This window comes from Aciditerrimonas ferrireducens, from assembly GCF_023130475.1.
In the GTDB taxonomy this organism is placed as follows: Bacteria; Actinomycetota; Acidimicrobiia; order Acidimicrobiales; family UBA8190; genus Aciditerrimonas; species Aciditerrimonas ferrireducens.
The window spans coordinates 27131-39748 of the sequence record NZ_JAKHEX010000011.1 but is presented as its reverse complement, the minus strand read 5'-3'; the positions used below and the strand labels follow the sequence as shown (position 1 = coordinate 39748).

14 protein-coding genes and 2 pseudogenes are annotated in these 12618 nt (G+C 75.7%); 14 read left to right on the top strand and 2 right to left on the bottom strand.

The features are described from left to right. Positions 1-216 carry a ribbon-helix-helix domain-containing protein gene (locus tag Acit_RS07820; RefSeq protein ID WP_248107755.1) on the bottom strand — a complete coding sequence of 72 codons (216 nt, stop codon included), beginning with the start codon at positions 214-216 and terminating at the stop codon, positions 1-3. Between the two features lie 92 nt (positions 217-308). On the opposite strand from Acit_RS07820, the pseudogene def reads away from it, so the two are divergent. From def to Acit_RS07750, 14 genes and pseudogenes are all read left to right on the top strand, one after another. Beyond that, a pseudogene (gene def, locus Acit_RS07815) lies at positions 309-785 on the top strand (peptide deformylase); the annotation flags it as partial. Positions 786-912: 127 nt separating this feature from the next. Next, positions 913-1857 carry a methionyl-tRNA formyltransferase gene (locus Acit_RS07810; protein WP_248107749.1) on the top strand — a complete coding sequence of 315 codons (945 nt, stop codon included), beginning with the start codon at positions 913-915 and terminating at the stop codon, positions 1855-1857. A 10-nt stretch (positions 1858-1867) separates the two neighbouring features. Beyond that, positions 1868-2542: a ribulose-phosphate 3-epimerase gene (rpe, locus tag Acit_RS07805; RefSeq protein ID WP_248107747.1), complete on the top strand. Its 675-nt coding sequence runs from the start codon at positions 1868-1870 to the stop codon at positions 2540-2542. Then, entirely contained in the window at positions 2539-3630 is a 1092-nt protein-coding gene (ribD, locus tag Acit_RS07800; protein WP_248107744.1) for a bifunctional diaminohydroxyphosphoribosylaminopyrimidine deaminase/5-amino-6-(5-phosphoribosylamino)uracil reductase RibD, read from the top strand. The genes rpe and ribD overlap by 4 nt, the downstream gene beginning before the upstream one ends. After that, positions 3631-4809 carry a bifunctional 3,4-dihydroxy-2-butanone-4-phosphate synthase/GTP cyclohydrolase II gene (locus Acit_RS07795; RefSeq protein ID WP_248107742.1) on the top strand — a complete coding sequence of 393 codons (1179 nt, stop codon included), beginning with the start codon at positions 3631-3633 and terminating at the stop codon, positions 4807-4809. After that, positions 4799-5362 carry a 6,7-dimethyl-8-ribityllumazine synthase gene (gene ribH, locus Acit_RS07790; RefSeq protein ID WP_248107739.1) on the top strand — a complete coding sequence of 188 codons (564 nt, stop codon included), beginning with the start codon at positions 4799-4801 and terminating at the stop codon, positions 5360-5362. The genes Acit_RS07795 and ribH overlap by 11 nt, the downstream gene beginning before the upstream one ends. 2 nt (positions 5363-5364) lie before the next feature. After that, positions 5365-6170, top strand: a pseudogene (gene hisG, locus Acit_RS07785) (ATP phosphoribosyltransferase). Continuing rightward, positions 6167-6496, top strand: a complete 330-nt coding sequence (locus Acit_RS07780; protein ID WP_248107734.1) for a hypothetical protein — start codon at positions 6167-6169, stop codon at positions 6494-6496. Before hisG ends, Acit_RS07780 begins: the two are co-directional and overlap by 4 nt. A gap of 32 nt (positions 6497-6528) precedes the next feature. After that, complete coding sequence (locus Acit_RS07775; protein WP_248107730.1) at positions 6529-7167, top strand: cytidylate kinase-like family protein; 639 nt, start codon at positions 6529-6531, stop codon at positions 7165-7167. A 13-nt stretch (positions 7168-7180) separates the two neighbouring features. Continuing rightward, on the top strand, positions 7181-8089 hold the full coding sequence (locus tag Acit_RS07770) for an ABC transporter ATP-binding protein (protein ID WP_248107729.1): 909 nt from the start codon (positions 7181-7183) through the stop codon (positions 8087-8089). Beyond that, positions 8086-8964, top strand: coding sequence for a hypothetical protein (locus tag Acit_RS07765; RefSeq protein ID WP_248107727.1), 879 nt, complete (start codon positions 8086-8088; stop codon positions 8962-8964). The genes Acit_RS07770 and Acit_RS07765 overlap by 4 nt, the downstream gene beginning before the upstream one ends. A gap of 161 nt (positions 8965-9125) precedes the next feature. Then, positions 9126-10556 (top strand): ferredoxin reductase family protein, encoded by a 1431-nt coding sequence (locus Acit_RS07760; RefSeq protein ID WP_248107724.1) that lies wholly within the window; start codon positions 9126-9128, stop codon positions 10554-10556. After that, positions 10553-11089 (top strand): FMN-binding protein, encoded by a 537-nt coding sequence (locus tag Acit_RS07755; protein WP_248107722.1) that lies wholly within the window; start codon positions 10553-10555, stop codon positions 11087-11089. Before Acit_RS07760 ends, Acit_RS07755 begins: the two co-directional genes overlap by 4 nt. Further along, positions 11086-11970: an FAD:protein FMN transferase gene (locus Acit_RS07750; protein WP_248107720.1), complete on the top strand. Its 885-nt coding sequence runs from the start codon at positions 11086-11088 to the stop codon at positions 11968-11970. The genes Acit_RS07755 and Acit_RS07750 overlap by 4 nt, the downstream gene beginning before the upstream one ends. Here the strand turns inward: Acit_RS07750 and Acit_RS07745 are convergent. Next, positions 11948-12409 (bottom strand): hypothetical protein, encoded by a 462-nt coding sequence (locus tag Acit_RS07745; protein WP_248107718.1) that lies wholly within the window; start codon positions 12407-12409, stop codon positions 11948-11950. The two genes, Acit_RS07750 and Acit_RS07745, sit on opposite strands and share 23 nt — an antisense overlap. Between the last annotated feature and the right edge of the window lie 209 nt (positions 12410-12618).

Genomic DNA, 12618 nt, shown 5'->3' with positions numbered 1-12618 from the left:
TCAGCGCTCCCCGAACCCGGCCAGCAGCTCGTCGGCCTGGCGAGCGATCGGACGCCCGCTTGCGAAGAGCGCCCCCCGCGGGCGCGGGCGAATCCCGCCGACCGACGCACGGATCGACTCCCGAATGACCTCTGCCTCGGAGACGCCGCGTGCCGCGGCGGCCTGCTTGACAGCAGCCTTGAGATCCGGCGGCAGGTACACCGTTGTCTTCTCCACGGCCCCAGGGTACTACCGGTGGTGCCACCTATGGTGTAGGCGGGTGCGCTGGTGCCGGCCCTGCCCGTTCGACCGGCCGGTACCATGAGCAGGTGGCTGAGCTGGCGATCCGGACCTACGGCGATCCCGTCCTGCGGCAGGTGGCCCAGGAAGTGGAGGAGGTCGACGGCCGGGTGGCCCAGCTGGCCGAGGAGATGATCGAGACGATGTACGCCGCCCCCGGGGTCGGCCTGGCCGCCCCCCAGGTCGGGGTGCGGCGGCGGCTGTTCGTCTGGGACACCGGGGACGGGCGGGGTCCGCGGGTGGTGGTGAACCCGCGGATCGTGGAGACCAGCGGGACCTGGACCTACGAGGAAGGGTGCCTGTCGGTGCCCGGCCTGTTCTGGCCCATCACCCGGCCGAAGGACGTGCACCTGGTGGGGGTGGGCCTCGACGGGGAGGAGATCTCGATCGAGGCCAGCGAGCTGGAAGCTCGGGTGTTCCTGCACGAGGTCGACCACCTCGACGGGGTGCTGCTGGTGGAGCGGCTCGACCCCGACCAGCGGCGGGAAGCGAAGCGGCTGCTGGCCGAGCGGGCCCTGACCCCGGCTGCCGGGGATCCCGACGGGCTGGGGCAGCTCCTCGATCCCCTCGAGGCGAAGGGGATCCGGGGGGTCGTGGGCCGGCGGCGCAGCCCGCGCTGAGCGCCAGCTGGCGGTGGCCCGGCTGGTGTTCCTGGGCACCCCGGAGGCGGCGGTGCCCAGCCTGGAGGCCCTGGTGGCCGCCGGCCACGAGGTGCGGCTGGTGGTCTCGCGGCCGGATCGGCGCCGGGGGCGGGGAAGCCAGCTGAGCCCGAGCCCGGTGAAGCGGGCCGCGACCGCCCTGGGCCTGGCGGTGACCGACCGGCTGGAGGACGTCCTCGGGGCCGGGGCGGAGCTCGGCGTGGTGGTGGCCTACGGCCGGATCATCCCGGCGGCGATCCTGGCCGAGCTGCCCATGGTGAACGTCCATTTCTCCTTGCTGCCCCGGTGGCGGGGCGCCGCCCCGGTGGAGCGGGCCTTGCTGGCCGGGGACCCGGTCACTGGGGTGAGCATCATGCGGCTCGACGAAGGGCTCGACACCGGCCCGGTCCTGGCCCGGGTCGAGGTGCCGGTGCGGCCGGAGCACACGGCCGCCAGCCTGACGGCCGAGCTGGCCGCCACAGGGGCGGCGCTGCTGGTCGAGGTCCTGGCTCGGGGGGTCGAGGGGCTCGGTCCGGGAGAGCCCCAGGTCGGGGAGGCCACCCTCGCCCCGAAGCTGACCCCCGAGGAGCTGGTCCTGGACTGGGAGCAGCCGGCCGAGCACCTGGCGAGGGTGGTGCGGCTGGGCCGGGCCCAGACCCGGGTGGGGGACCGTCGGCTCCACGTCCTCGCCGCCACCCCCCTGCCGGCGCCGCCCGGCGACCCCCCGCTCGGCCCGGCCCCCCGGCCCGGCACGGTCCTCGGCCCGGGGCGGGGACCCCTGGCCGAGGCCCTGGTGGTCCAGGCCGGCGAGGGGACGGCCCTGGCCCTCGACCAGGTCCAGCCCGAGGGGCGGGGCCCCATGGGCGGAGCGGCGTGGTGGCGGGGGGCCCGGCTCCCCGCAGGGACCCGGCTCGGGGAGGAGCGGAGCGGGGGCCGCTAGCCTGCGGGGCGTGGTCCTGATCGCCCCGTCGGTCCTCTCGGCGGACTTCGGCAACCTGGCCGAGGCGGTAGGGGAGGTGAGCCCGGCCGCCGACTGGCTGCACGTCGACGTCATGGACGGCCATTTCGTGCCGAACCTGACGATCGGGCCGCCGGTGGTGGCCTCCCTGCGCCGCCACAGCGGCCTGTTCTTCGACTGCCACCTCATGATGGAGGACCCCGGGTCGTACCTGGGGGCGTTCGCCGAGGCCGGGGCGAACGGCTGCACGGTCCACGTGGAGGTCGGCCGGAGCGCCGAGCTGCTGGCCGAGGCCCGCCGCCTGGGTCTCCAAGCGGGCCTGGCCCTGAACCCCGAGACCCCCCTGGACACCGTCCTGCCCTACCTGGAGGCCTGCGACCTGCTGCTCGTCATGACCGTCCACCCCGGGTTCGGCGGTCAGCGCTTCATGGCGGAGGTGCTGCCGAAGCTTGCCGAGGCCCGCAAGGCGGTGGACGAGCGGGGCCTGGCGGTGCGGATCGAGGTGGACGGAGGCATCGACGAGCACACGGCGGGTCTGGTGGCCCGAGCGGGGGCCGACGTGCTGGTGGCAGGGTCGGCGATCTTCGGCCGGGAACGGCCCTGGGAGGCCGCCCAGGCGATCCGGCGGGCGGCCGAGGGGGCCCTGGCGACGAAAGGGGCGTCGTGAGCGGGGCGGCGCTGCGCCAGGAGCCCGCCTCGACGCCGGCCTCGGGTCGAGCCGACGGTCCGTGGTCGGCGGCCGAGGAGGCGGCCATGGGCCGGGCCCTGGCCCTGGCCGGGGAGCGGGGCCCGGCGGTGGCCCCGAACCCCTGGGTGGGCTGCGTGGTCCTGGGCCCCGAGGGGCAGGTGGTCGGGGAAGGGGCCACCGAGCCGCCCGGTGGCCGGCACGCCGAGGTGGTGGCCCTCGAGGCCGCCGGGGCGGCAGCCCGGGGCGGGACGCTCGTGGTGACCCTGGAGCCCTGCAGCCACCACGGCCGGACCCCGCCGTGCGTGGACGCCGTGCTGGCCGCAGGGGTCCGGCGGGTGGTGGTCGGCCTGGAGGACCCCGACCCGCGGGTCCAGGGCCGGGGCCTCGCTGCCCTGGCGGCCGGCGGGGTCGAGGTGCGCTCGGGCCTGCGGGCCGAGGCGGTCGAGGAGCAACTGGCCCCCTACCTGACCCACCGGCGCACTGGCCGGCCCTACGTGGTCCTGAAGCTGGCGGCCAGCCTGGACGGCCGCATCGCGGCCCCGGACCGCAGCTCGAAGTGGCTGACCGGGCCGGAGGCCCGGGCAGACGTCCACCGGCTGCGGGCGGCCTCCCAAGCGGTGCTGGTCGGGGCCGGCACGGTCCGGGCCGACGACCCCGAGCTCACCGTCCGGCTCCCGGGGCACGCGGAGGACCGCCAACCCCTGCGGGTGGTGCTGGGGGCGGTCCCGCCTGGGGCTCGGGTCGAGCCGGCCGAGCAGGTCGGGGGGGACCTGGTGACGGTGCTGGAGGACCTGGGGCGCCGGGGGGTCCTGCAGCTGCTGGTCGAGGGGGGCGCAGCGGTCGCCCACGCCTTCCACGCCGCCGGCTTGGTGGACCGCTACGTCTTCTACTACGCACCGGCGCTCTTCGGGGGGGCCGACGCGCTGCCCATGTTCGCGGGTCCCGGAGCCCAGAGCATGGGGGCGCTCTGGCGGGGCCGGATCGTCGGGGTGGCGCGCCTCGGCGACGACCTGAAGGTCGAGCTCGTCCCGGCCAGGCCGGGGCGACCCGGAGGAAAGGTGGCCTAGATGGCCCTGTCGAGCATCGAGGAAGCGGCCGACCGGGAGAACGAGGGGGACCTGGTCATGGCCGCCGAGGCGGCCACCGCCGAGACCATCGCCTTCTTCCTGGCCCACACCTCGGGGGTCATCTGCGTCCCCTTGCTGCCCGAACGGGCCGACGAGCTGGGCCTGCCGCTCATGGTGGGGGAGAACACGGAGTCCCAGCGGACCGCCTTCACCGTCTCGGTCGACGCCCGGCACGGCACCACCACCGGGATCTCGGCCGAGGACCGGGCCCGGACCATCCGGGCCCTCATCGACCCGGCCACCCGGCCCGAGGACCTGGCCCGACCCGGCCACGTGTTCCCCCTGCGCTACCGGCCCGGGGGGGTGCTGAAGCGCCAGGGGCACACCGAGGCCACCATCGACCTGGTGCGGCTGGCCGGGCTCTACCCGGCCGGGGTGCTCTGCGAGGTGGTCTCGAAGGACAAGGCGTCCATGGCCCGGCTCCCCGAGCTCGAGGCCATGGCCGAGGAGCACGGGCTGCCCCTGGTGTCGATCGCCGACCTGGTCCGCTACCGCCGCCAGCGGGAGAAGCTGGTCGAGCGGGTCGCCGGTCCGGCCCGGATCCCGACGAGCCTCGGGGAGTTCACCGGCTACGTCTACCGGTCGCTGCTCGACGGGGAGGACCACCTGGCGGTCACCATGGGGGACGTGGCCGGCACCGACCCGGTCCTGGTCCGGGTCCACTCCGAGTGCCTGACCGGGGACGTCTTCGGCTCCCTGCGCTGCGACTGCGGGCCGCAGCTCGAAGAGGCCCTCCGGCTGGTGGCCGCCGAGGGCACCGGCGTGGTCGTCTACCTCCGGGGCCACGAAGGACGGGGCATCGGGCTGGCCCACAAGCTCCGGGCCTACAGCCTCCAGGAGCAGGGTCGGGACACGGTCGAGGCCAACGTGGAGCTGGGCCTGCCGGTCGACAGCCGGGAGTACGGCATCGGGGCCCAGATCCTCGTCGACCTCGGGGTGAGCCGCATGCGCCTCCTGACGAACAACCCGGCCAAGTACGGGGGCCTGGAGGGCTTCGGCCTGGACATCGTGGAGCGGGTCCCCCTGCGTCCCCGGGTGAACCCCGAGAACGTCTCCTACCTGCGGACGAAGCGGGAACGCCTCGGCCACCTCCTCGAAGGCCTCGACGATGTCCTCTGAGCAGGTCGAGCTCTCGCTGCCCGAGGCCCGCCGCCTCGGAGAGCGGGTCGGCGCCGTCCTCGGGGTCCTGGAGCGCAGCGAGCGGGACGCCGTCCTCGCCGAGGCGCCGGTCCGGGTGGGCCTGGCCTGCGGGCGGTTCAACGGCGGGGTGACCCTCCGCCTCCTCGAGGGCGCCCTCGCCGCGCTGGCCGACGCCGGCGCGGCGGTGGCCGGGACCAGCCTCTGCTGGGTGCCGGGCGCCTTCGAGCTGCCCCTGGCCGCCGCGGCCCTCGCCGCCTCGGGTACGGTCGACGCCGTGGTGGCCCTGGGGGCGGTGGTCCGAGGCGAGACGGCCCACTTCGAGTTCGTGGCCGGCCAGTGCGCCGCGGGGCTCCAGCAGGTCCAGCTGCAGTACCGGCTGCCGGTGGCCTTCGGGGTGCTGACCACCGAGGACCTCGACCAAGCCCTGGCCCGCAGCGGCCCGGGGCCCACGAACAAGGGGTACGAGGCCTGCGCCGGGGCCCTCGACACCGTGGCCCTGCTGCGCCGCGTGGCAACGACGGCGGGGGACTGAGGGTGCTGCGGCTGGTCCTGCCCAAGGGCTCCCTGGAGAAGGCCACCCTGGACCTCTTCGAGGCCGCCGACCTCGCCGTGGTCCGCAGCTCGGAGGTCGACTACCGGGCCCGCATCGAGGACCCCCGGGTCGCCGAGGTCCGGATCCTGCGCCCCCAGGAGATCCCCCGGTACGTGGCTGACGGGCTCTTCGACCTCGGGAGCGGACCGCCAACCCCATCCGGGTCGTGCTGGCCGTGGCCGAGTCCTCGCCGGTCACCCGGGTCGAGGACCTGCCCGAGGGGGTCAAGGTGGCCACCGAGTACCCCGAGCTGACCCGGCGGTTCCTGGAGGCCCACGGGGTGAAGGCCGAGGTGCGGCTCTCCTACGGGGCCACCGAGGCGAAGGTGCCCGACATCGCCGACGCCGTCGTCGAGATCACCGAGACCGGACGGGCCCTGCGGGCCGCCGGCCTCCGGATCGTGGACACCCTCCTCGTCTCGCATACCGAGCTGGTAGCCAACCCCGACGCTGCTACCGACCCCGAGCGGCGCCACGCCATGGAGCAGCTCCTGACCCTCCTCCAGGGGGCCCTGGAGGCCCGGGGCAAGGTGCTCCTCAAGCTGAACGTGGCGGCCGAGCAGCTGGCCGAGGTGGTGGCCCTGCTGCCCGCCATGAAGGCCCCGACCGTCTCGGAGCTCGTCGGCGGGGGCGGCTACGCGGTGGAGACCGTGGTGGCCAAGGAGGACGTCAACGTCCTCATCCCGGCGCTGAAGGACCGGGGGGCCACCGACATCCTCGAGCTGCCCCTCGGCAAGATCGTCCATTGAGCGCCACCGGACCCTCCGGGCCGCCCGGCGTCCTCGGCTGGGTCGGTCTCCTGCCAGCCCAGGCGGTGGGCACCGGCGGCTGGTGGGACGGGCCCCGCCTCGGCCAGGTACTGGCCTACGACTCGGCCCGAGGGCTGGGCGAGCTCGGGTTCCAGGTGACCGAGCAGACGGTCGTCGTCCCCTTCCACTGCACCGCCCTGGCCGACGGGGGGCGGGAAGTGGCCGCGGGGACGCCGGTGGTCTGCGAGCTCCGGCCCGGGCACCGCGGTCGGCTCGAGGCGGTGGGGGTCCGGGTGCTCGGGCCGCCAGCGGCCGCAGGGAGCTGAGCGTCGAGGATGCCGGGAGCGAGGGAGGTGCCGTGCCAGGAGTCGTGACCATCTCGGCGACCTTCGGGGCCGGGGGCAGCCGGATCGGCCCCCGCGTGGCCAAGGAGCTCGGCCTGCCCTTCTTGGACCGGGCCATCCCCCCGACCGTGGCTGCCCGCCTGCAGCTCTCCGAGGAGGCAGCCGAAGCCCTCGACGAGCGGGCCCCGAGCCTCATGGAGCGCCTCGCCGCAGCCCTGGCCCACGCAGCGGTGCCCGTGGGGCCCGAGGCGGTGGACCTCTCGGCCGAGGACCCCGAGCGGTTCCGGGAGGCCACCGAGGCGGTCCTGCGGGAAGCGGCCAGCACCACCGGGGCGGTGGTGCTCGGCCGCTGCGGCATGGTGGTGCTACGCGACCACCCCGGGGTCTGCTGCGTGCGCCTCGACGGCCCGGTCGAGGCCCGGGTGGCCCGCGTCGCCGCCAGCGAAGGCCTGAGCCCCGAGCAGGCCGCCACCGCCCAGCGGCACTCGGACCGGGCCCGGGACGCCTACGCCAAGGTCTTCTACCGGGTCCACCCAGGGGATCCCCGCCTCTACCACCTCGTGCTGGACACCACGGCCATCGACGAGGACGCGGCGGTCGAGCTCGTGGTCCGAGCCGCCCGGGCCCGGTTCCAGGCCGCCGGGAACAGCTGAGGGGTCCGGCGGCGTGATCCAGGTCCGGGGGGTCACGAAGCGCTACGGCCGGGTCACGGCCGTGGAGGACCTGAGCTTCGACGTGCCCGACGGGCGAGTCACCGGGTTCCTCGGGCCGAACGGCTCGGGCAAGTCCACGACCATGCGGATCATCGTGGGCCTCGACCGCCCCGACGCCGGCAGCGCGCTCGTCGACGGTCGGCCCTACCGCGACCTGCCCTGGCCCCTGCGGGAGGTCGGGGCGCTGCTTGACGCCCGGGGCTTCCACCCCGGGCGCAGCGCCCGCCGGCACCTCCAGGCCCTGGCCCGAGCTGGCGGCCTGCCCGCCTCCCGGGTCGAGGAGGTCCTCGACCTGGTCGGCCTCGGCGCAGTGGCCGACCGGCGAGCCGGCACCTTCTCCCTCGGGATGGGCCAGCGCCTCGGGATCGCCGCTGCCCTGCTCGGCGACCCGCCGACCCTGCTGTTCGACGAGCCGGTCAACGGCCTGGACCCCGAGGGGATCCGCTGGGTCCGGACCCTCCTGCGCCGCCTGGCCGCCGAGGGCCGCTGCGTCCTGGTCTCCAGCCACCTGCTCGCCGAGATGGCCCTCACCGCCGACCACCTCGTGGTGGTCGGCCGGGGCCGGCTCGTGGCCGAGACCTCTATGGCCGCCTTCCTCGAGCAGTACGCGCCGGCCCGCGTCAGGGTCGCCAGCCCCGAGGTCGACCGGCTCGCCCGGGCCGTGCTCGGGGCCGGGGGACGGGTCGAGCCCGCCGGCGAGGGGCGGATCGTCGTGAGCGGCCTGCACGCCGCCGCCATCGGCGAGCTGGCCCACGCCGAGGGGGTGGTCCTCCACGAGCTCAGCCCAGACCAGGCCGGGTTGGAGGAGGCCTTCCTCCAGACCACCGCCCAGGCCGCCGAGTACCGAGGGGGAGCGGCGTGAACGGGCCGGCCAGGAGCGACGGTCTCCTGACCGGGGCTCTCCGGGACGCCGCCGGGCGCCGGCGAGCGGCGAGCCCGCCGAGCCTCGGCGAGCGGCTCGGTCGGGCGCTTGCGGCCGAGTGGACGAAGTTCTGGTCGGTCCGCTCCACCGTCGTCGCCCTGAGCGCCACCGTCGTCCTCTCCCTGGCCATCGACGCCCTGGCCACCGCCACCGAGGCCGCCCACTGGCACCAGCAGGCCCCGTTCAGCCGGCTGACCTTCGACCCGACCAGCCTCAGCCTCACCGGCCTGCTCTTCGGGCAGCTGGCCCTGGGCGTGCTCGGGGTGCTGGTGGTGAGCGCCGAGCACGGCACCGGCACCATCCGGGGCACCTACCTGGCCGTGCCGCAGCGCTGGCTCGTCCTGGTGGCCAAGGCCCTGGTCTTCGGCTTCGTCGCCCTCGTGGTCGGGGAGGTGTGCGCCTTCGCAGCGTTCTTCCTGGGCCAGGCCATCCTCCACGGGACAACCCCGACCGCCACCCTGGCCCAGCCAGGCGTCCTGCGGGCGGTGGCCGGCGGTGGCCTCTACCTCTGCGTCCTCGGCCTCCTGGCTCTTGGGATCGGGGCCTGCGTGCGCCACAGCGCCGGGGCCATCAGCACCTTCGTGGGGGTGCTCTTCGTCTTGCCCCTCATCGACCAGGCCCTGCCCTCGGGGCTGCGGGACACGGCGGCGAAGTTCCTTCCGGCCACCATCGGTGCTGCCATGACCGCGGTGCGGCTGACGCCGGAGCAGGCCGGGGAGGCCTTCTCACCCTGGGTGGGCTTCGGGCTGCTCTGCGCCTATGCCGTGGCCGTGGGTCTCCTGGCTGCCTGGTTGGCCGAGCGCCGGGACGCCTGAGGAGGCCGCCGCCCGGCATCTCGACCGGGCGTTGTGGAGTTTGTGTGACATGTTGTGTTTCGGGGGGCGCCGTCGTCCCACCGACCCCGGCGGGGATCGGGCACAGCCGTTCCACAGGTGGGCCTCATGCTGCCGTCAGGGAGCTCCCGCAGGCTGCTGGCATGAGCTCGACTGCGATTCGTCGTGCCCGGCGGGAGGGTGGGGCCAACCCCGCCCGGTCCAGCCGGGCCAGCTGGGGCGCAGCCGCCCAACGGCCGGCGGCGCGCCGAGCCCCGACGCCGCCGAACCCGCTCGTCCCTCGCTTGGCCCTGGTGGCGGCCCTCGGCGGCTTTGCCTGGGTGGTGGCCTTGGGGCTGACCAGCCTGCCGCCCGCCGAGGTGGCGGCCCAGGGCGGCGAGGCGCTGCTGGCGGGGACGGTCACCGGGTTGGTCGGCACCTACCTGGCGATGCTCATGGTGCTGCTCGCCAGTCGGCTCCCGGCGGTGGAGCGGGCCGTGGGCTTCGACCGCCTGCTGCGGTGGCACCGGCTGCTCGCGCCGTGGCCGATCCTGCTGCTCGTGGCCCACGCCGTGCTGGTCACGGTCGGGGAGGCCCAGGCTGCGAAGAGCGGCTTCGGGGCGGCGGTGCGGTCCGTGGTCCTGGACTACCCCGACGTGCTGGCGGCCACGGTCGGGCTGGCCATCATGGTGGTGATCGGGGTGGTCTCGGTGCGGGCCATCCGGCGACGGCTGCGGCGGGAGACCTGGTGGGCGCTGCACCTGTACCTGTACCTGGCCCTGGCCCTGTCGTTCGCCCACGCCGTGGTCCTCGGGCCGAACTTCGTGGGCCATCCCGTCACGCAAGCGGTCTGGGCGGCGGTCTGGGCGGCCACCGCCGGGGTGGTGCTGGTCTCCCGGTTCGGCCTGCCCCTGGCGCGGAGCCTCCGGCATCAGCTGCGGGTGGTCGAGGTCCATGAGGAGGCGCCGGGCGTGACCTCGGTGGTGTTGCGGGGCCGTCGGCTGGACCGCCTGCCGGTGGCCGGCGGCCAGGTGGTGCTGTGGCGCTTTCTGGCACGTGGCCTGTGGTGGCAGGCGCACCCCTACACCCTCTCGGCCCTCCCCCGACCGCCGTACCTTCGGATCACGGTGCGGGCGGTGGGGGACCACTCGGCCGCCGTTGCCCGGTTGCGGCCCGGCACGCCGGTGGTGTTCGAGGGGCCCTACGGGGCCTTCACGGCCGAGCATCGGCGCCGGCCCCGAGTCCTGCTGGTCGCCGGGGGGATCGGTGTGACCGCCGTCCGGAGCCTGCTGGAGGACCTGCCGCCGGGGAGCGAGCCGGTGGTCCTGCTGCGGGCCCGGCGGGCCGAGGACCTGGCCCTGGCCGACGAGGTGGAGAGCCTGGCCGCCCGGGCGGGGGGGCGGGTGCACCGGCTGGTGGGCCCGCGGGATCGGGTCCGCCTGGATCGGGGTGCCCTGCTGCGGCTGGTCCCGGACCTCGGGCAGCGGGACGTGTACGTGAGCGGGCCGCCGAGCCTGGTGGCGGAGCTGCGGCGAACCTGCCGGCGCCTGGGGGTGCCGGGGGCCAGCTTCCACGGGGAGGCTTACGCGCTATGAGCTGGCGTGGCCCCCTCGTGCTGGTGGGCACGGTCGCCGGGGTGATCGGCGTGCTCACCTACCGGACTCCCCAGGGCTCGGTGCAGCAGGCCCGGCCGGGCACGGGTGCGACGAGCGGGTCGGGTGCCGGACAATCCGCGAGCCAGGGCTCGAGCGGGAACGGAGCCGGTTCGTCGGCTTCTGGGGGCGGCAGCTCGGGCAGCGCGAGCTCCGCCGGGTCGGGGAGCACCGGCTCGAGCGGCAGCGGCGCCAGCGGCACGGTGACGGTGCAGGGTGCGGTGGAGGACTACGGCTACGGGGCGCTCTCGGTCGACGTGACGTTCAGCGGTCGGCGGATCACGAACGTGTCGGTGGCGAGCCTGCAGGTCGCCGAGTCGCTCTCCCAGCAGATCGCCGACGCGGCGGTGCCGCAGCTGCGCCAGGAGGTCCTCGACGCCCAGAGTGCCCAGATCGCCGGGGTGTCGGGGGCTACCTTCACGAGCCAGGCGTACGCCGCCTCGGTCCAGAGCGCCATCGATCGGAGCGCAAGGTGACCGCGGCTGGCGCGCCGAGCCCGGATCGGCCAGGCGCCCGTGACGGCTGGTGGCGGGAGACGGTGGCGGTGATGGGCACGGTGGTCTCGTTCGCGCTCCGCCCGGGGCCGGGAGGAGAGGCCGAGGCGGCCCGTGCGGTGGTGGCGGCGGGCGAGCTGCTGCGGGAGGTCGACGAGCGGTTCTCGACGTGGCGGCCGCAGAGCCCCTTGAGCCGGTTCCGGCGGGGGGCCAGCGACCTGGACGAGCTGCCGGACGAGGTCGCGGGCGAGCTCGCCGCGGTCCTCGAGCTGTGCCTGGCGGCCCGGCAGCTGAGCGGGGGCTGGTTCGATCCCTGGGCGCTGCCCGGCGGGGTGGACCCGACAGGGCTGGTGAAAGGCTGGGCGGTCGAGCGGGCCCTGGGCCCACTGGTGGCCGCCGGGGTCCGGGCCGCGGTGGTGAACGCCGGTGGGGACGCGGTGGTGCTGGGGCCGCCCGGCGGAGCGAACGAGGCCTGGGCCGCCCTCGGCCCGGGCTGGGGGCCGGGGGGGCGGCCGGGGGTGCGCTTCGGGGTGGCCCATCCGTTCCGGCCAGGTGCCCTGGCGTGCGTGGTGCGGGTCCGTCGGGCCATCGCCACCTCGGGGAGCAGCGCCCGGGGCGCGCACTTCGTCGATCCCGGCACCGGCGAGCGGACCCGAGGGAAGGTGGCCCAGGCGACGGTGGTGGGCCCCAGCCTGGCCCTGGCCGACGCCCTGGCCACGGGCCTGGTGGTGGGGGGCGAGGCGGCCCTGGCCTCCGTCGGTCAGCTGCCGGGCTACGAGGCCTACCTGGTGGGCTTCGACGGGGTGGAGCTGGCCACGGACGGGTTCCCCTTCGAGCCGCTCAGCTCGGCTCGGGTCGGCTGACCTCGCCGGCCCCGGCCTGCTGGGCCCCGGTCTGGTGGGCCCCGGCCTGGTGGGCCCCGGCCTGGTGGGCCCCGGCGATCTGGACGTAGGCGAGACGGATCTGGGCGAGGGCGTCGACGAGGGACTCCCGGGCGTCGCCGAGGCGGTCGGCCACGGCGTCGACGAGGCCGCCGAGGGCGTCGACCGCGAGGCGGGCCTCGTCGAGGCGGGGCGGCGTCGCGGAGAGGTGGAGGGCGGCGAGCTCGAAGAGGCCGTAGGCGTGGTTGGCGACGACCACGGCAGCGGGGGTGGCGAGGAGCTGGCGGCGAAGCTCGGCCAGGGCCTCGTGGTCCGCTCCCGGCTGGGTGCGGCTCGGCGAGCCGGTTTCAGGGCGAGCGGGGGCCGGGCCTGGGGCCTGACCGACCGGTCGTTCCCCGTCGGGGGTCCAGAGGCTGCTCACAGCTGCTACCCTAGGCGCCTCGGACAGACGGGAAGTGGGGTGCCGCGCCAGGCTCCCCCACCCGGCCACCGGAGGGTGCGCCGGGTCACGGTGCATCGGCCCCTGGGGCCGAGGCGGCGGCCCCAGCTTCCCACGGCGGCCCGGAGCGGTTCCGGGCCAGGAACGATGGGAGGGATGCCGCATCGCCACCGCCCCGACGACGAGTGAGC

Bases quoted from the DNA above. Each gene is read 5' to 3' on its own strand.
- Acit_RS07795 (WP_248107742.1), top strand. From the start codon at position 3,631: ATGGCCCTGTCGAGCATCGAGGAAGCGGCCGACCGGGAGAACGAGGGG.
- ribH (WP_248107739.1), top strand. From the start codon at position 4,799: ATGTCCTCTGAGCAGGTCGAGCTCTCGCTGCCCGAGGCCCGCCGCCTC.
- Acit_RS07760 (WP_248107724.1), top strand. From the start codon at position 9,126: ATGAGCTCGACTGCGATTCGTCGTGCCCGGCGGGAGGGTGGGGCCAAC.
- Acit_RS07755 (WP_248107722.1), top strand. From the start codon at position 10,553: ATGAGCTGGCGTGGCCCCCTCGTGCTGGTGGGCACGGTCGCCGGGGTG.